Source organism: Paenarthrobacter sp. TYUT067 (assembly GCF_023656375.1).
Lineage (GTDB): Bacteria > Actinomycetota > Actinomycetes > Actinomycetales > Micrococcaceae > Arthrobacter.
Genome location: NZ_JAMOIT010000016.1, coordinates 17357 through 33646, shown reverse-complemented (window position 1 = coordinate 33646; position 16290 = coordinate 17357). Strand labels below are relative to the sequence as shown.

Genomic DNA, 16290 nt, shown 5'->3' with positions numbered 1-16290 from the left:
AACGGAGCACCTAATGCCCCCCGAGATACCGGGACTGCCAGCCTTGGAATGGTCCTCGTCAGACGGCCATGCCAGCTATGACCAGGCGGAGGGGACGCTGACGCTCACGGCAGCCCCCGGCGTCGACTGGACCAACGATTCCCTGGGCGGCGAGCCGCAGCACCGCGCCACAGCGTTGGGCTTCAGGGCACCTGCCGCGTTCTCACTCTCAGCCCGGGTGTTGGTGGCCTCACCACGGACAACGTTCGACGCCGGTGTGCTGACTTTGTGGGCGGACAGCGAGCACTGGGCCAAGCTCTGCCTCGAGTATTCTCCGCAAGGGGAAGCCATGGTGGTCAGCGTGGTGACCAACAACTACTCCGACGATTCCAACGGCCCCGTGGTGGACGCCCCGTGGGTTTACCTGCGCGTGAGCCGGGTAGGGCCAGCGTGGGCTTTCCACTGGTCATCGGACGGCCGGAAATGGTCCTTCGTGCGGCTGTTCAGGCTGGATACGGAGAAAGCAGTGCACGTCGGGTTCATGTCGCAAGCGCCCATGGGCGAGAGCTGTGAGGCACGTTTCGACGCCATCGAAGTGAAGGACGAACCTCCGGCTGACCTCCGCGACGGAAGTTAGCGCTGGTCAATCGGGGGTTGAACGCAGCTTCGCCGGGATGGGCAGCAAGCCTGTGGATATCCAGATGCTTGGATAAACCAAACAAGGTAAGTTGGCATGGTGATTCCCTCCGTAAAAACTGCCATTGACCGCGCCCCCGGAGTCTCCAAGGAGATCGAGGACGCAGCTTGGTATGTGCTGGGTCCGGCGCTCCACGGGAGACCCTCGGCGCTGGACGGCAGGACGTTGACGTGGACCGCAGATGCTGCCGCTGAGCTCCTGGAACGGCTTGAACGCGGGGTGGAGGACTCCAAAGCCCCCATGATGACCAACCTGCGGCAGAACCTTCATGGCGCGTCCCGGGAAGCCAAGCTGCTGGCCGTGGAACTGCTATTCCTGCAATCACTGCCGCTCGCGCACGAGGTCAAGTCCCTCCGGGTCAAGCGTGCCCGCGTCACCGAGGCCGCATCATGGGTTGAGCCGCCCATCGAGCTGCCGGAAGAGCTATATGAGGGCATGACGGACCACGGCGTCATCCGTGACCGCACCGCCGAGTTCAACTGGACCATCTGGGACCACCTGAAATGGCTGTGCCGCTTCGTGGCCCACGTGGACAGCCAAAGCACAGCCACCATTAACGAGGCACTCGCGGACCCGCTGAAGTTCCATGAACTGGCCGCCGCAACGCCCGAGGACCAGCCTGCCCTGCGCCGCAGCATCGAGTACTTGGTGTGGCCGAGCTACTTTGAGCCCGTAGTGGCAGACGTTGAACGCCAGGAAATCCGGGACGCCTTTGCTTCTCTCGTCGGCGGGGCCGGGGGCGATACAGACGAGGACATTACCGCCGACATCCACCGCATCCGCCTGCACCTGGACGAGCAAGCCGGGCAGCGCATCGACTGGTACGGACGCCAACTGGTAAGCCAATGGCGCAAGGTGGGAGATCCGGGGCGCCGTTCCTGGCTCCTGCGTACCCATCACGACAATGCGGACCTGCTGGCCGCCTGGGTTGCCGAAGAGAAGGCCACCTTGGATGTGGAACATCTGCGCGCCCTCAACGCAGGGGTCACGGCAGGCGTGGTCCAGCATGCCGTGGATGAGGATTACAAGCACCTGGGCTACGTGGAGCGCGAAGACACCAAAACAGCTGTTTTCGCTTTCCTGACAGTCATGAAGCCAGGTGACCTCACGCTGTACCAGCACGCCGGCCGGGTAAGGGTTGGTGTGGTCCTCGGAGAACCCGAACACCATGAAGACAATCGGCGGATCCGCCGCAAGGTCCGCTGGTTCGATGACAGTTACGCTATCCCCGAGCTTCCCCGGCACGCCCAGCGTCAACTTTCCACCCCGGGCATCATCGTGGACGTCACCAGGGTGATTCAGGCCCTGCAGGAGCTGCTCCCCGTGGAAGCCGAAACCGATGGCGAGGACGAAACACCGCCCACCACCGTCGTCGAGGTTGTCCAGCAAGGGTTCCGGCCGCTGACCGAAGAGTTTGCAGCGTCCCTGCACATGGACGTTGAACCACTCAAGGAGATCGCTGAACTTCTCGAGGAAAACCGCCAACTGGTTCTTTATGGTCCGCCGGGAACCGGCAAAACGTACCTCGCAAAGCATCTTGCCGCCGAGTTGGCCGGTGACCACACCGACGAACGGGTGAAGCTGGTCCAGTTCCATCCCTCGTATGCCTACGAGGATTTCTTCGAGGGCTACCGGCCGGACAAAACTGATGATGGCCAAGTGTCCTTCAAGCTTGTGGCCGGTCCACTGCGGCGTCTCGCCGAGGAGGCCGCGAAACCCGAGAATGCGCACAAGCCGTACTTCCTGATCATCGATGAAATGAACCGCGCCAACCTGGCCAAGGTCTTCGGCGAGCTCTACTTCCTCCTGGAATACCGGGACGACCGCATCTACCTCCAGTACAGCCCCAATGAGCCCTTCAGCTTGCCGGACAACCTTTACATCATCGGAACCATGAACACCGCGGACCGTTCCATCGCCATGATGGACGCCGCCATTCGCCGGCGGTTTGCGTTCATCGAGCTCCACCCCAAAGAGGATCCGATCCGTGGCACGCTGCGTCGCTTCCTGGAAGCCCGCGGTCTGGACACCCTCAACGCGGACCTGCTGGATGCGCTCAATGACGCGATCGACGACTGGGACCGGGACCTGATGATCGGGCCGTCCTACTTCATGAAGAACGCGGCCCAGAACCCCACTGGACTCCGCCGCATCTGGAAGTACGAGCTCATGCCGTTGCTGGAGGAGCACTATCACGGGCAGCTGAACCGGGCGCAGCTGGAGGAACGCTTCGGCCTGGACCAGCTGCTGGGACGTCTTGCAGCCCGCTAAAGGCATCCCGCCAAGGCCCGGCCGTGCGCCCGCCAGCGCGGGGCGGGTCAACTCCGGCCCCCGGCATATCGTCATGGACGAGCTCTCCCGCGGGGTGGTGGAAAAACTCGATCCCCAATCGGCGGCATTCATCAACACCAGCGGGCTGGCCAAGGCCTCTCCCATGGGCATGGGCCTCTACCGGATTGAACCCGTTGGCAAGGTGGGCTCAGTACGGACCACCACGGTGCAGCTCGAAGTCCGTCCCAAGGACCGGCTTGGCCTGAGCAGGCTCCTCTTCCTGCTCAGCTACGCCGGAGAGCAGGGCTTCCGTGATCACTCAGTGGAGGCCGTGGAGCACCCGGACCTGTGGAGCGCACTGGCCGAATCACTAGCTCAGTTGGCGGACAAAGCCCTGAGCCGTGGCGTCCTGCAGGGCTACCTCACCGTGGAGGAGTCCTTGCGCACCGTCAAAGGGCGCATCCGGATCTCGGACCAGATTTCACGACGTCCCGGGATGATGGTGCCATTGGAAGTCTCCTACGACGAATTCACGGAGGACATCGCGGAGAACCGTATCCTCCGTGCTGCCTTGGAGCGCATGGGCCAGGTTCCCGGCGTCCGGCCCAATGTCCTGAGCCGTTTGCGGCAGCTCAAAGGAAAGCTCGACGCCGTCACACGGCTCCAGTCCGGAGCGCCCCTGCCGCCGTGGCGGGCCAGCCGGATGAACCTCAGGTACCACCCCGTGCTGCGCCTGGCCGAGGTGATCCTCCGCAACGCTTCCGCCGAGGCCGGTGAGGGTAAGCAGCAAACTGCGTCCTTCGTGGTGGACATGGGCCAGGTGTTCGAGGAATTCGTGGGGACCGCGTTGCGCAGCGCCATGAGTGCCCACCCGGGAGAGATGCGCCTCCAGTACGGCGCGCTCCTCAATGAGGCAGTCCGGGACTCCGATCGCATTACCGTTCGTCCGGACGCCGTGCATTTCCTGGGTGGGCGTCCCGTGGTGGTCTACGACTCCAAATACCAGGCAGCCTCCGACGCCGGCGCGTCCCTAAGCGCGGACCACTACCAGTTGCTGGCATACTGCACAGCCCTCAGGGTACCCACCGCATGGCTCGTCTACGCGGGTTCGGGGGAAATGAAGCTGCGTAGGATCCTCAACACGGACATCGACATAGTGGAGTACCCGCTGGACCTGTCCTTGCCGCCGTCGGAAATCCTGTCCGCAGTGGCTGACCTGGCGGAACAATCCTGGGGCGAGGTAGTCCGCCAGGCTGTGGCGGGCCGCCCGGCGTCGGACTAGCCTGATAAGTAAATCTTCACTGGAGGAGGCACTATGGGCCGCAAGAAATCATGGCGCGATATGACCAAAGGCCAACGGATCATGCTGTTGGTCAGCGGCGCCATCAACATGGCCTTGCTGGGCGCGGCGCAGCGGAGCATCGGCAAGACTCCTGACGATCAGATCAGAGGCAAGAAGGCGGTCTGGCGCGCTGTCTCCTTCATCAACTTCTTCGGCCCGGTCAGCTACTTCCTGTTCGGCCGCCGTCGGGACGCTGAGATGGGTGCAGGCGCCCCTAAGCGCTGATGCTCACGAGGGCATCTTCACCGTGAACGTGGTGCCCCGGCCTGGTTCGCTTTCCAACGTGATGGTTCCGCCGTGCGCCTCAACAATGGCTTTGCTGATGGGCAGTCCAAGCCCGACGCCGGGAATGGCGCTTTTGCGTACGCCGCCGGCCCGGAAGAACTTGGTGAAAGCCTCGGCCTGTTCCTCTTCGTTCATCCCCATCCCGGTATCGGTGACCCGGCAGAAGATGAAGTCCTGATCCTCCCAAGCGGCCACTTCAACGTCCCCGCCGTCGGGGGAGTACTTGATGGCATTCGATACCAAGTTGTCCAGTACCTGCGCGATCCTTGAGGAGTCGATGCGGGCTTCCAAGGCGTCGGGGAGATCCACGGAGAGCCTGATGCCGGCCTTGGCGGCACGGGGCTCTGCGGAGTTGACGCTCCCGCGCACCAACTCGGCAACGTCCACTGTGTGAGGTTGAATGACGATCTGGCCCGAACGTATGGCCAGCAAGTCCGAGACGAGGGTCAGGAGCCTCTCCGCGTTCCGCCTGACGATGTCCAGCTGTTTGCGTGCCTTGGCGTCGAGGGTGTCCGGCTCATCCAGGATCAGCTCAACGTACCCAAGGATGGACGTTAGAGGCGTACGGAACTCGTGGGATACGTTGGCAACAAAGTCGTCTTTGGCGGCGAGGGCGTTCACCAAGTCCGTGACGTCGCTGAACACCACTACGGACCCGGCGAACTTGCCGGAGTCGTCCACCATGGGGCGTGCGCTCGCGGTGAAGGCACGTTGATCGCTCCCAGAACCCAACCACACCAACTGGTCGGTGAACCTTTCGCCCAGGACTGCACGGCGCACCGGCCTGCGGTCGGCATCCAGGGGCGTGGTCCGGTCCGTGTCGAAGATGAGCAACTGGGATTCGTTGGGATCGTCATTGTCCGGGGGAGTTGCCAGTGCGTGTGTTTGGCGCTGGCGACGGTTCATGAGGATGTCATGGCCATCGCCGTCGACGGCCACCACGCCCAGGGGAAGGGCTTCCATGACGGTGTTCAGGAGCCGTTCCTGTTTGGTGCTGACGCTCAGTGCTTCCTTAAGGGCCTCGTCCTTCTGCTCCAACGCACGCTGCTGACGCACCATGCTCAGGGTCAGAACACTCACGGAAACACCGATGCCCAACATGAGAATGGGGAACAGCAGTGGCTTGGTGAGGTCCTGTTCGCTGAGGGTCCCTCTCACGAACAAGGGAACCCAGACGATCCCTAACGGTCCCAGGAAGGACAGGACAATGGCCAGTTTCGGGTACAACCCTGAAGCACACAGCCAGATGACGGGCAACACCACCAGGACGCTGAGGCCGGTGATGGACTCCACCGCACCTTCACGGGCGAAGCCGATGGAGACCATGTCCAGGATGGGGATGCTGAGGAAGGTGGCGAACGGGAGCCGGTGCCAGGGCACAATGATGCACAGTGCCAGGAGGAGCGCCTGACTCAGCAGGAAAATGAGGAACAGCGGATTTTCGAGCGTGGCAGGAAAATACAGCCAAACCAGGATGGCCGAAATACAGACACACACGGATAACGGCAATTGGCTGAGCACTACTCGCATACGCAGGGTATGTTCGTGGAAAGAGCGCCGAAAAACCAACAATTGCTTCTTTTCACCAATGTCCCACGTTGACGGCGGGGTCATGGCACATCCACCAAAAATGCGGAAGAAAGTCGGTTCATGAGATCAGCCTAACCATAATGGATATACTTCTGAGGTTATCGAAGGGGCTGAGGGGCAGCGATGAGTGAAGCACGTGTGGGGCTGGTCATTGAAGATGATCAGGATATCCGCGAATTGGTACGCGTAGTTCTATCCCAGGCGGGGTTTGATGTGCACGTCGCGTCCACCGGATCCGCAGGTGTGACGTCGGCCCGCGAGCTGAATCCGGATGTCATTACGCTGGACTTGGGCCTTCCCGATATCGACGGTTTTGAGGTTGCCCGCCAGATCCGGAAATCCTCGGACGCCTACATCATCATGTTGACCGCCCGCGCCGAAGAGCTGGACACCCTCATGGGTCTGGAAGCCGGCGGCGACGACTACCTCACCAAGCCCTTCCGTCCCCGGGAACTGCGCGCGCGCGTCGAAGCGATGATGCGGCGTCCGCGGGCGTCGTCCGAATCCAAGAGCGCTCCGGAAGAAGTGGTGGACCCCGAGGTTAGCCACAACGGTCTGGCCGTTTCCGCCGGGTCGCGCACAGCGGTCCTGAACGGCACCGAACTCAAGCTGACCCGCACCGAGTTCGACCTCCTGCTCGCCCTGTTGGAGACCGGGCGGATTGTGCGGACCAAGGCAGACCTCGCCCGTCGCCTCCGCAACGAACCCTACGACGTCGGCAGTTACGTCAGCGACGCGGACGAGCGCGCCGTTGAGGTACACATGGGAAATCTGCGCAAGAAGCTCGGCGACAGCATTCAGGCGCCCCGCTGGCTTGAGACGGTACGCGGCGTCGGTTACCGGCTCGCGCCCGCCTCAAACAACTAAGCCCCGCCGTCCATGAACTGGGCTGCAGGGGCTAGTTGGACTGCAGCGCCTAGTTGGGCTGAAGCGGCTAGTTAGGCTGCAGGGGCGTTTCCAGTTCTTGGATGGTGCCGGAGACAAAATTCTCGATTTCGTGGACCTGCGCGGCCAAGCGGTCCAAGTGGTCTCCGTTCGGCAGGAGTCGGATGCTGATCTCCAGCTCGGTCGCCAAGCGGTTCATGCAGATGGCGCCCACCATGTGGCTGGAGGTTTTGAGGCTGAGGACCGCGTCCATGGCGTCCTCAATGTCCTGCCTTTCCAGTGCGCGGTGTAGCCGACCCACCCGCCAGGGCAGAAGCTCCACATAGTTGCGCACGAAGCTGCTGATGATGCTGTGGTCGCCGCCTAACTCTGCTTGGAGTTCGGTGAGAACGGTGCGATCCACCAGGGCGTCGGTGCACTCGTCGTACTCAGACACCAAACCCCTCCCGCCTCCAAACAATAGATTCACCATTCAACAGTAGGACCCGTGGAAGTTGCGCAACGCCAAATATCCAAAGATTGATCCAATCTTGAGCGGACTCAGAGGCGCTCTTGATCTCGCCCCCACAAAGTAGTGAAAGCAGATCTGGATGTCTCCAGGCTGGACCAGGAACGGGGAAGAACATGGACAGTGGTGCTCGCCCGTCACCGGGCCTCCTGCTCATCATCGTGGTCTGCATGACGGTACTGCTGGGCATTGGAGGTTCGGCCGCCTTCTCGCTTTGGCAGCAGAGTTCCCAGCCCAATGTCACGGACAACACGGTCAATTCCGCGCCAACCACCACAACCGCGCCTAGATAGCCGCTGACTTGCGGAGCCTCATCGCTGGCATAGTGCGGAGTTAATTTGCGGGCGTAGTGCGTAGCCGGCCTAACCCTCAGCGGACTCCAGGAATGCCGTGAGCCGATCCTCGAGCACGGACATATTCTTAAGTTGGCACTCCCAGACCGTGAGCACCTGCCAGCCGGCAGCTGTCAACTGTTCCCGCTGCAGGGCGTCCCTTTCGCGGGTTCGTCTTCTCTTGACTTCCCAGAACTCGGCATTTGCCGCCGGAGCATGCTGTCCCGCTTTGCAATCATGGACATGCCAGAAACAGCCATTGACGAAAATGACCTTGCGCCTGCCCGCAAACACCAAATCCGGGCGGCCCGGCAGCTTCACTGCTCCGGACTGCCCGTGCAACCGGTACCGGTAGCCTTTCGCGTGCAGGAGTTTACGAACCAGCAGCTCTGGTTTGGTGTTCTTCCCGCGGATTTTCGACATGTTGCGGCTGCGTTGCTCCCGCGTCAGAAGGTCCCGGCTCCCGGTCATGCATCCAGCCTACCCAGGGAGTATTTGTACAGATACCGCCCTTATGAGGTGCTGTTAGGGGCGGTATCTGTACAAAAACTCATCAGGCCGTGGCGCGAACACTCCGCGGTCCACCCCAACGGAGTGACCTGCACTTTCATGCGGCGCCGGCACTCCGGACAAAAGCGCGGCGGCTCCATCGCCAGGCGCTGTTGGCAGCTGCGGTGGGCGTCCGACGTCGGACCGTCACCATCGGTGCCGATCGTGCCGCCGTCGGTGCTGAAAGTGCCGCCGCCGCAGTGGCCGCAGAACTTCTGTGACTCTGCAGCCTTCATAGCGACTTCTGGAATTCCTTGATGGGCATGTTCAGTTCCACCAAGAGGTTGAGGTCGGCGTTGGCGGGTCGGCCCAGGGTGGTGAGGTAGTTGCCCACAATGACGGCGTTGATACCACCCAGGAGACCGTCGCGGGTGCCGAGGTCGCCAAGGGTCAGTTCACGGCCGCCGGCGTATCGGAGAACGGTCCGCGGCATCGCCAGCCGGAACGCGGCGATAGCACGGAGGGCATCCTTGCCGTCCATGATTCCCTGGTTTTCCAACGGTGTGCCGGGGCGGGGATTAAGGAAGTTCAGTGGGACTTCGTGCGGTTCAAGGGCGGCAAGCTGGGCAGCGAGTTCGGCCCGCTGGGCCAATGATTCACCCATGCCGATCAGCGCACCGCAGCATAGTTCCATTCCGGCGGCCTTCACCATGGCGCACGTCTCGAGACGTTCCTCATAGCTGTGAGTAGTAACGACCTCGGGGAAGTAGCTGCGCGCTGTCTCAAGGTTGTGGTTGTAGCGGTGGACGCCCCACTCGGCCAGCTGGTCCACTTGGCGTTGCGTGAGCATGCCCAGCGAGCAGGCGATGTTGATGTCCACTTCTTCATTGATGCGGTCGATCGCAAACTTGATCTGGTTCATGAGCTTGATGTCCGGGCCCCGAACAGCCGCCACGATGCAGAACTCGGTGGCACCGGTGGCTGCGGTTTCCTTGGCTGCCTTAACCAGCTCCGGGATGTCCAGCCAAACGCCACGGACGGGGGAGTCGAACAGGCCCGACTGGCTGCAGAAATGGCAGTCTTCCGGGCAGCCACCGGTCTTGATGGAGATGATGCCTTCCACCTCAACATCCTCACCACAGTGCTTGAGGCGAACCTCATGCGCGAGTTGCAGGGCTTCGGGGATGGCGTGGTCGGGGAGCTCCAGGATCTGGATGAGTTGGGATTCGTTCAGGCCTTCGCCCCGTTCAAGGACCTGCTCGCGGGCGGTGTCCAGAATGGCGTAGGTGGTGGTCTCAAGGGGTGCTTGGGTGCTCATGTCCTTGACGGTATCGGTGCAGGTGGAGGGCGATTTTGTGGGGTGCGTACAAACCATGGATCCTGATTTTGGTGCTGGCCGCGCGGGGCGGCTGATGCAGAAGTTACAGCTGTGAAACATGGACGTGACTGAATTGACGCGCTGCGTGACTAGCGTCGTGGGCGAAGCACCCTCCCCGGACGAAAGCGACCACGAATGAGTGAGAACAAGACCAGTACCGCAACATTGGAGCCGACGACGGCGGCTGGAACCGCCGTCGGAACCGCCGGCTCTGTTCCAATAGCGCAAGGCAACGCCGACGCGATGAGTGCTGCGAAGGAGAGCCTGGAGGATTACACGCTCCGGTTCGCTCCGCGGTCCTACCGGAAATGGAGCGCCGGTGTGGTGGCCACCAGTGCGTTGGGCGGCATCGCCTACCTGGCCGACTTCTCCATCGGCGCGAACATCGGCATCGCCTATGGAACAGTGAACGCGATCTTCGGCATCATCGTGGCCGCGGTGATCATCTTCGCCACCGGCTTCCCCTTGGCCTATTACGCAGCACGCTACAACATCGATTTGGACCTGATCACCCGCGGCTCGGGGTTCGGCTACTACGGCTCAGTGGTCACCAACATCATTTTCGCCACGTTCACGTTCATCTTCTTCGCGCTTGAGGGCTCCATCATGGCCCAAGGGCTGCAGCTGGGCCTCGGTATTCCGCAGTGGATCGGCTATGCGGTGTCCACCATCATCATCATTCCGCTGGTGATCTACGGAATGAAGACGCTCGCTACTTTGCAGGTGTGGACCACGCCACTGTGGCTGTTGCTCATGGTGGTTCCCGTGGGCTATCTGCTACTGTCCCACCCCGAGAGCATCGACGCCTTCTTCGCGTTCACCGGCGCTTCCGGGCAGGGTGGACCTAACCTGGCATCGGTGATGTTGGCGGCCGGTGTGTGCCTGTCACTCATGGCACAGATCGCGGAGCAGATCGACTACCTGCGCTTTATGCCGGCCAAGACTGCTGAGAACAAGGGTGCTTGGTGGCGTGCAGTGATCCTGGCCGGACCGGGCTGGGTCATCTTCGGTGCCATCAAGCAGATCATCGGCCTGTTCATCGCGATCTACCTGATCGCCAAGCTGGATCCTGCGGCTGCGGTGCATGCAAATGAGCCCGTTCACCAGTTTCTGGGCGTCTACGAAGAGATGATGCCGGCCTGGCTCGCCATGACTTTGGCCGTGGTGCTGGTGGTCATCTCGCAGATCAAGATCAACGTCACCAACGCCTACTCCGGCTCGCTGGCCTGGACCAACTCCTTCACGCGCATCACCAAGACCTACCCGGGCCGCATGGTGTTTGTTGTGGTGAACCTGGTGATTGCGCTGGTGCTTATGGAATCGAACATGTTCGAGTTCCTCAACACGATCCTGGGCTTCTACGCCAACTGCGCCATGGCCTGGGTGGTCACGGTGGCCTCGGACATAGCCATCAACAAGTATCTGCTGAAGATCTCGCCCAAGGTTCCGGAGTTCCGCCGCGGGATGCTCTACGCCGTCAATCCCGTGGGTTTCGTGTCCATGCTGGTCTCCGCAGGGGTTTCCATCGCCGTCTTCTTTGGCGCCTTCGGTTCCGCAGTACAGCCGTTCTCGCCGATCTTCGCAGTGGGCCTGGCCTTGGTGCTGCCGCCCCTGTTGGCTCTGGCCACCAAGGGGCGCTACTACCTCCGCCGGACCGACGACGGCATCGACCTGCCGATGTTTGACGCCGACGGCAACCCCAGCGATGCCAAGCTGATGTGCCACGTGACAGGCATCGAGTTCGAACGTCCGGACATGCTCCGCTCCGCTCAGGACGGGCCCGACGGCGAACCCCAGTACATCTCGTCCCTGGCGTTGTCCACGGACAAGACGGGCGCGCTGGTACTCCCGGCCCAAAAGTAACCCCCGCCGACCCAACTGAGTCGCAGTTAAGCGCGTTTAGAGCCCTCAAAACGCGCTTGAATGCTACTTACTTGGGTGCACGCAAACGCCCCGGCCTTCTTTCGAGCGCCGGGGCGTTGTGCTGTGTGAATTATTTAGTTGTGGTTGTTGCTGTGGGGGCTTACTTGTCGAAGACGTCCTTCGCGGTGTCCTTGACGTTCTCGCCGGCCTGCTTGGTCTTGGCAGCCGCTTGATCAGCGACGCCCTCGGCCTGCAGTTTCTCATTGTTCGTTGCGTCACCCAAGGCTTCCTTTGCCTTACCGGTGACTTCCTGTGCCTTGTTGCTGATCTTGTCTCCGAGTCCCATGGGCCCTCCTTCGATGTAATCCAACGCTGACAATCGCTAGGCTAACGAGCAATTCTGGGTACTTCCTGAACACATCGCTATGGCATTGGTACCACGCGACTGTGAAGCGCCGCCTAGGGCTTGAGCACCACCTTGATGCAGCCGTCCTGCTTCTTCTGGAACTTCTCATAGAGGGCGGGCGCCTCATCCAGCCCTCCGGTGTGGGTGACCAGATGCATGACTCCCAGCGGATCGGCGTCGTCCTCTACCAGGGGGAGCAGCGCGTCAGTCCAGCTGCGAACATTGCACTGCCCCATGCGGAGCTGGATTTGCTTGTCGAACATGGTCATCAGGGGCATGGGATCTGCTTGACCGCCATAGACGCCGCTCAGCGAAAGGGTTCCGCCACGGCGGACCAGATCCACGGCTGTATGGAGCGCGGCTAACCGGTCAACGCTCATGGTTTCCATGGCCACCTGCGCGGGCTTGTCCGGGAGTAACGAGACGGCCCGGTGGAGGAAGGATGCCACGGGGGATCCATGAGCCTCCATACCCACCGCATCCACCACGGAGTCGGGCCCTCGCCCGAGCGTCTCTTCACGAATCTGCTCCGCCACGTGGGAGCTGTAATCCATGGTCTCTACGCCATGTGCCTCCGCCATCGCGCGGCGTTCGGGGACCGGATCGACGCCAATCACGCGGAAGCCTTGGTGGACGCCTATCCTTGCAGCGAACTGGCCCACGGGGCCGAGCCCGAGTACAGCCAGCGTGCCACCGTCCGGCACGTTCGCATACTCAACTGCCTGCCACGCTGTGGGCAGGATGTCTGAGAGGAAGAGATAGCGCTCATCCGGGGCATCGGAATCAATTTTGACAGGGCCGTAATCTGCGAAGGGAACGCGCAGGTATTGAGCCTGTCCGCCGGGGACTGAGCCATAAAGTTCGGAGTAGCCGAAAAGTGCGGCCCCTGACCCCTTGGCTGTCACCTGCGTGGTTTCACATTGCGACTGAAGGCCTTGGTTGCACATATAGCAATGACCGCAGGAGATATTGAAGGGCACCACCACGCGGTCACCCTTTTTGAGTCGGTGGACCTCGGAGCCCACTTCTTCCACGATTCCCATGGGCTCGTGACCAATTACATCGCCCTTATGCATGTACGGGCCCAGAACTTCGTAAAGGTGAAGGTCGGAGCCGCAAATGGCTGTGGATGTGATCCGGACAATCGCGTCCGTGGGCTCCTGGATGGAGGGATCGGGGACGTCTTCGACGCTGACTGAGCGCCGGCCTTGCCATGTCACTGCTTTCACGATCGATGCTCCCTGCGTTAAGGCTGGGTAGGTCCCTCGCTGCTGGAGACCTTCCCAGCGAAGCAGAGATGGCATCAGCGCACAAGGCCGCCTTGCCTCGACATCGCCGGAAGATCAGCGCTCAGGGAACACATCGAAAGCCACTGAAACCCAAAAGTAATAAGCATCCTGATTGTTAGTGTTAAGATGGTGCGAAGGAGAGAGTTTCGGGCAGAGCCGACCGAGGAGTGATCGCGTTGTCCATCATGAAGAACCCGCTGGTTTCCGGAGACGCTGCCGCAATCCCCAACCGCAGCGGAAACGTATCCGGTCTGCTCCAATCCGGTGGCCACTATTTCCACTGCGGCGAGCCCATGGCATTTGCCGAATCCTCTGCCCGTAGCGTCTACGCGCCCATGACCACCGAAGACGTGGACGATGTCCTACTGGATGTGTACTTCACGACCCGTGTCATCCATTGCAGGTGCGGCTTTCGGATGGAGCTGCCCGTCTGAGAACCCGGAATCGTTTCGAGATGTGTACCTGGGGTACACCCCAGGTACGCATCCCGGGCATCAAGCATTTCACGTACTAAGCCAGCACGGGCCACGAGCGGCGCCCATAGAAGTCGCTCATCAGGGAGGTAACGCACATGGATACAGGAACACTGGTACTGATCATCGTGCTGGCCGTCGTCGTCATTGCCGTTGTGATCGTCGCAGTTGTCATCGGGCGACGCAAAAAGGCCGAGGTCAATCGCCGCCGTGCTGAGGAGCTGCGCGAGAAGGCGGCCGAGGAAGCCATCGGTGCGCACCAGGCAAAAGCCGAATCAGCGCAGGCAGAGGCCGCCGCGCTTCAGGCGGAAGTCGAAGCCAACCGGCTCCGGAAGGAAGCGGAAGAACGAGCGCACAAAGCCGGAGAAGCTCACGAACGCGTCGAGGAACATCTCCGTCGCGCCGACAAACTGGATCCGGCTTCGAACACGGGGAGGTCGCATGACGCTGACCGCTCCCGTGACACTGACCGTACGCAGGGCGCTGACCACTCCCGCGAGGCTGACCACGATCGGTCCAACCTAACTGAGGGCGAGCGGCTTACACGGGACCGCGGCGGCCGGGATGGTTCGGCGAATGACAGTCCAACGCGCGAGGGCGGCAGGAACCTGTAGCTTCAAGGGACGGAGGTAGGGGCGTGAGCATTGTGGTGAGGCGAACAGGTCAGGCGGAACGCTCTACCGGGTCGAAACCGAACCGGCATGCGGTAGACGTGGTCTTAGGACACCTGGGTGAGATCGGCCCCGCTGTGGCGGCCCTCCGTCGCGAGTCTTCGCGGCTCGCCGAATGGGGCGAGGAGTTGGCGCGTGTCAGGTTGCGCGGGGGGTGCGTCTTCGCCGCAGGCAGCGACGGATCTTCGCACGAGGCGCAGAGGTTCACCTCAGAGCTGAACGCGCACGATCCTGTGGAGGGGTCCGGTTTCAAAGCCATCTCCATCACCAAAAGCGCTGCCGGCTCTAACGGCAGCGGAAGCATGGGAGCTCAGATATCCACCCAGGTGCGAGCGGGTGACATAGTGGTCCTTCTCGCTGCCAGGGGGATCACCGAGGAGCTCCGTGAAGCTGCAGCCGCGGCGAAATCAAGAGGTGCACGGGTCTGGGCGCTCACGGGCAAGGAGTCCAAGGACCTCGCCCAGTCGGTCAACGAGTCAATATGCATCGACACGGATCCTCCTCATGCAGAAGAAGCTCACCTTGTGGCGGTACTGGCCCTGTGCGAGTGCTTCGAAGATGCCTTGAAAAGCGTCGAACCGGAGTGAGTCCTGATTTTCCATCACAGTCGGTGTGATGTCCGACTCCTTCGGAATAGTTGCAGACGCCATGCAGTTGCCCAAGGTGAACCTGATTCACTCTGAAAGGAACTGCGCATGCTGTTTACCCCCCTGGCCCTCGGCGAGCTTGAACTTTCCAACCGTCTGGTGATGGCACCCTTGACGCGTCTACGCGCAGGTCAGAACGGTGTGCCTGGTTCATTGATCGCTGAGCATTACCGGCAGCGGGCTTCCCTTGGGCTGATCGTCAGCGAAGGCACCTATCCGACGTTCGCAGGCCAGTCGTACCCGGGGCAGCCAGGGCTTGTCACGGAGGAGCAAATTGCGGGCTGGAAGAACGTCACCGACGCAGTCCACGCCGAGGGTGGCCGCATCTTTGCTCAGGTCATGCATGGCGGCCGCGTTTCACACGCCGACATCACCAACGGCCACGAGATCGTGGGCCCCAGTGCGGTGGCCATCGAGGGCGAAGTTCGCACGCCCAACGGCAAGCAGCCCTACCCGGTGCCGCGCGAACTTCGCACGGATGAGCTTCCGGCGGTTATTCAGGAAATTGTCACCGCGTCCAAGAACGCTATCGAGGCAGGATTCGACGGCGTTGAACTCCACTCCGCCAACGGTTACCTGCTGCACGAATTCCTTGCACCGAACTCGAACGTTCGCACGGACAGCTATGGAGGCTCCCCGGAGAACCGGGCCCGTTTCGTGATCGAGACCGTCAACGCCGTGGTCGAGGCCCTCGGTGCCAACCGGGTGGGCATCCGTATTTCCCCGGAGCACAATGTGCAGGGAATCGCCGAAATCGACGCCGACGACGTCCGGGCCACATACGAAGTGCTGGTTGACACCATCGCTCCGCTGAACCTGGCGTACTTGAGCATCCTCCACCATGACCCTAAGAGCTCTTTGGTGCAGGACCTCCGCGAGCGCTTCAACGGCACGTTCCTGGTAAACACAGGCTTCAGCGAGATCACCACCCGCGATGAAGCCTTTGCAATCATCGAAGACGGACTCGCCGACGCCGTGGTGGTGGGACGCCCGGCCATTGCCAATCCCGATCTCGCCCGTCGCTGGCGCGAAAGCCTGCCGCTCAATGAGCCGGACGCTTCCACCTTCTACGCCGACGGCGCCGAGGGTTACACCGATTACCCGTTCTACGCCAACTAAGAACCCCGCGCACTTTTAGCGCAAAGTACTTCAGCAAGACCACGACGTCGGCACCCACGCCCGGGT

Annotated in this window: 18 protein-coding genes; 12 read left to right on the top strand and 6 right to left on the bottom strand. The window is 61.6% G+C overall.

The window, feature by feature from the left end; translation table 11 throughout:
• Positions 1 to 13 precede the first annotated feature (13 nt).
• From MOD31_RS14980 to MOD31_RS14965, 4 genes are all read left to right on the top strand, one after another.
• Positions 14 to 616 (top strand): DUF1349 domain-containing protein, encoded by a 603-nt coding sequence (locus tag MOD31_RS14980; RefSeq protein WP_250821008.1) that lies wholly within the window; start codon positions 14 to 16, stop codon positions 614 to 616.
• A 96-nt stretch (positions 617 to 712) separates the two neighbouring features.
• The gene (locus MOD31_RS14975; protein WP_250821007.1) at positions 713 to 2947 is read left to right on the top strand and encodes an McrB family protein; all 2235 of its coding nucleotides are present in this window, start codon (positions 713 to 715) and stop codon (positions 2945 to 2947) included.
• A gap of 73 nt (positions 2948 to 3020) precedes the next feature.
• Positions 3021 to 4229, top strand: a complete 1209-nt coding sequence (locus tag MOD31_RS14970) for an McrC family protein (RefSeq protein WP_250821006.1) — start codon at positions 3021 to 3023, stop codon at positions 4227 to 4229.
• 33 nt (positions 4230 to 4262) lie between these two features.
• The gene (locus tag MOD31_RS14965) at positions 4263 to 4514 is read left to right on the top strand and encodes a PLD nuclease N-terminal domain-containing protein (RefSeq protein ID WP_223941985.1); all 252 of its coding nucleotides are present in this window, start codon (positions 4263 to 4265) and stop codon (positions 4512 to 4514) included.
• Between the two features lie 3 nt (positions 4515 to 4517).
• On the opposite strand, the gene MOD31_RS14960 is transcribed toward MOD31_RS14965, so the two are convergent.
• Positions 4518 to 6188 carry a cell wall metabolism sensor histidine kinase WalK gene (locus tag MOD31_RS14960; protein WP_223941986.1) on the bottom strand — a complete coding sequence of 557 codons (1671 nt, stop codon included), beginning with the start codon at positions 6186 to 6188 and terminating at the stop codon, positions 4518 to 4520.
• A gap of 99 nt (positions 6189 to 6287) precedes the next feature.
• Here MOD31_RS14960 and MOD31_RS14955 point away from each other — a divergent pair, with 99 nt between their 5' ends.
• Positions 6288 to 7031 (top strand): response regulator transcription factor, encoded by a 744-nt coding sequence (locus tag MOD31_RS14955; RefSeq protein WP_142940038.1) that lies wholly within the window; start codon positions 6288 to 6290, stop codon positions 7029 to 7031.
• 67 nt (positions 7032 to 7098) lie between these two features.
• Here MOD31_RS14955 and MOD31_RS14950 read toward each other — a convergent pair whose 3' ends face one another.
• The gene (locus tag MOD31_RS14950) at positions 7099 to 7485 is read right to left on the bottom strand and encodes an Hpt domain-containing protein (RefSeq protein ID WP_166841561.1); all 387 of its coding nucleotides are present in this window, start codon (positions 7483 to 7485) and stop codon (positions 7099 to 7101) included.
• Positions 7486 to 7673: 188 nt separating this feature from the next.
• On the opposite strand from MOD31_RS14950, the gene MOD31_RS14945 reads away from it, so the two are divergent.
• Entirely contained in the window at positions 7674 to 7850 is a 177-nt protein-coding gene (locus MOD31_RS14945; protein ID WP_165450215.1) for a hypothetical protein, read from the top strand.
• A gap of 69 nt (positions 7851 to 7919) precedes the next feature.
• On the opposite strand, the gene MOD31_RS14940 is transcribed toward MOD31_RS14945, so the two are convergent.
• Complete coding sequence (locus MOD31_RS14940) at positions 7920 to 8360, bottom strand: very short patch repair endonuclease (protein WP_223941988.1); 441 nt, start codon at positions 8358 to 8360, stop codon at positions 7920 to 7922.
• A gap of 89 nt (positions 8361 to 8449) precedes the next feature.
• Here MOD31_RS14940 and MOD31_RS14935 point away from each other — a divergent pair, with 89 nt between their 5' ends.
• Positions 8450 to 8659, top strand: coding sequence for a hypothetical protein (locus MOD31_RS14935; protein WP_250821005.1), 210 nt, complete (start codon positions 8450 to 8452; stop codon positions 8657 to 8659).
• Positions 8660 to 8670: 11 nt separating this feature from the next.
• Here the strand turns inward: MOD31_RS14935 and bioB are convergent, their stop codons facing one another.
• Entirely contained in the window at positions 8671 to 9696 is a 1026-nt protein-coding gene (gene bioB / locus MOD31_RS14930; protein WP_142940034.1) for a biotin synthase BioB, read from the bottom strand.
• A 195-nt stretch (positions 9697 to 9891) separates the two neighbouring features.
• Here bioB and MOD31_RS14925 point away from each other — a divergent pair, with 195 nt between their 5' ends.
• A complete protein-coding gene (locus MOD31_RS14925) occupies positions 9892 to 11619 on the top strand; it encodes a cytosine permease (RefSeq protein WP_250821004.1) in 1728 nt (575 codons plus the stop codon).
• A gap of 160 nt (positions 11620 to 11779) precedes the next feature.
• Here MOD31_RS14925 and MOD31_RS14920 read toward each other — a convergent pair whose 3' ends face one another.
• Positions 11780 to 11965, bottom strand: a complete 186-nt coding sequence (locus MOD31_RS14920) for a CsbD family protein (protein ID WP_142940032.1) — start codon at positions 11963 to 11965, stop codon at positions 11780 to 11782.
• Between the two features lie 113 nt (positions 11966 to 12078).
• Positions 12079 to 13254 (bottom strand): zinc-dependent alcohol dehydrogenase, encoded by a 1176-nt coding sequence (locus tag MOD31_RS14915; protein WP_250821003.1) that lies wholly within the window; start codon positions 13252 to 13254, stop codon positions 12079 to 12081.
• Between the two features lie 236 nt (positions 13255 to 13490).
• On the opposite strand from MOD31_RS14915, the gene MOD31_RS14910 reads away from it, so the two are divergent.
• From MOD31_RS14910 to MOD31_RS14895, 4 genes are all read left to right on the top strand, one after another.
• The gene (locus tag MOD31_RS14910; protein WP_374206993.1) at positions 13491 to 13748 is read left to right on the top strand and encodes a hypothetical protein; all 258 of its coding nucleotides are present in this window, start codon (positions 13491 to 13493) and stop codon (positions 13746 to 13748) included.
• A 137-nt stretch (positions 13749 to 13885) separates the two neighbouring features.
• Positions 13886 to 14401, top strand: coding sequence for a hypothetical protein (locus tag MOD31_RS14905; protein ID WP_142940029.1), 516 nt, complete (start codon positions 13886 to 13888; stop codon positions 14399 to 14401).
• 23 nt (positions 14402 to 14424) lie between these two features.
• Entirely contained in the window at positions 14425 to 15045 is a 621-nt protein-coding gene (locus MOD31_RS14900) for an SIS domain-containing protein (protein WP_187697265.1), read from the top strand.
• A gap of 108 nt (positions 15046 to 15153) precedes the next feature.
• Positions 15154 to 16224: an alkene reductase gene (locus MOD31_RS14895; RefSeq protein WP_142940028.1), complete on the top strand. Its 1071-nt coding sequence runs from the start codon at positions 15154 to 15156 to the stop codon at positions 16222 to 16224.
• The last annotated feature ends 66 nt before the right edge of the window (positions 16225 to 16290 follow it).

Excerpts from the sequence above, each read along its gene's own strand:
- MOD31_RS14920 (WP_142940032.1), bottom strand. The coding sequence starts at position 11,965 with ATGGGACTCGGAGACAAGATCAGCAACAAGGCACAGGAAGTCACCGGT.
- bioB (WP_142940034.1), bottom strand. The coding sequence starts at position 9,696 with ATGAGCACCCAAGCACCCCTTGAGACCACCACCTACGCCATTCTGGAC.
- MOD31_RS14960 (WP_223941986.1), bottom strand. The coding sequence starts at position 6,188 with ATGACCCCGCCGTCAACGTGGGACATTGGTGAAAAGAAGCAATTGTTG.
- MOD31_RS14925 (WP_250821004.1), top strand. The coding sequence starts at position 9,892 with ATGAGTGAGAACAAGACCAGTACCGCAACATTGGAGCCGACGACGGCG.
- MOD31_RS14980 (WP_250821008.1), top strand. The coding sequence starts at position 14 with ATGCCCCCCGAGATACCGGGACTGCCAGCCTTGGAATGGTCCTCGTCA.
- MOD31_RS14955 (WP_142940038.1), top strand. The coding sequence starts at position 6,288 with ATGAGTGAAGCACGTGTGGGGCTGGTCATTGAAGATGATCAGGATATC.
- MOD31_RS14975 (WP_250821007.1), top strand. The coding sequence starts at position 713 with ATGGTGATTCCCTCCGTAAAAACTGCCATTGACCGCGCCCCCGGAGTC.
- MOD31_RS14945 (WP_165450215.1), top strand. The coding sequence starts at position 7,674 with ATGGACAGTGGTGCTCGCCCGTCACCGGGCCTCCTGCTCATCATCGTG.
- MOD31_RS14965 (WP_223941985.1), top strand. The coding sequence starts at position 4,263 with ATGGGCCGCAAGAAATCATGGCGCGATATGACCAAAGGCCAACGGATC.
- MOD31_RS14940 (WP_223941988.1), bottom strand. The coding sequence starts at position 8,360 with ATGACCGGGAGCCGGGACCTTCTGACGCGGGAGCAACGCAGCCGCAAC.
- MOD31_RS14905 (WP_142940029.1), top strand. The coding sequence starts at position 13,886 with ATGGATACAGGAACACTGGTACTGATCATCGTGCTGGCCGTCGTCGTC.
- MOD31_RS14895 (WP_142940028.1), top strand. The coding sequence starts at position 15,154 with ATGCTGTTTACCCCCCTGGCCCTCGGCGAGCTTGAACTTTCCAACCGT.
- MOD31_RS14970 (WP_250821006.1), top strand. The coding sequence starts at position 3,021 with ATGGACGAGCTCTCCCGCGGGGTGGTGGAAAAACTCGATCCCCAATCG.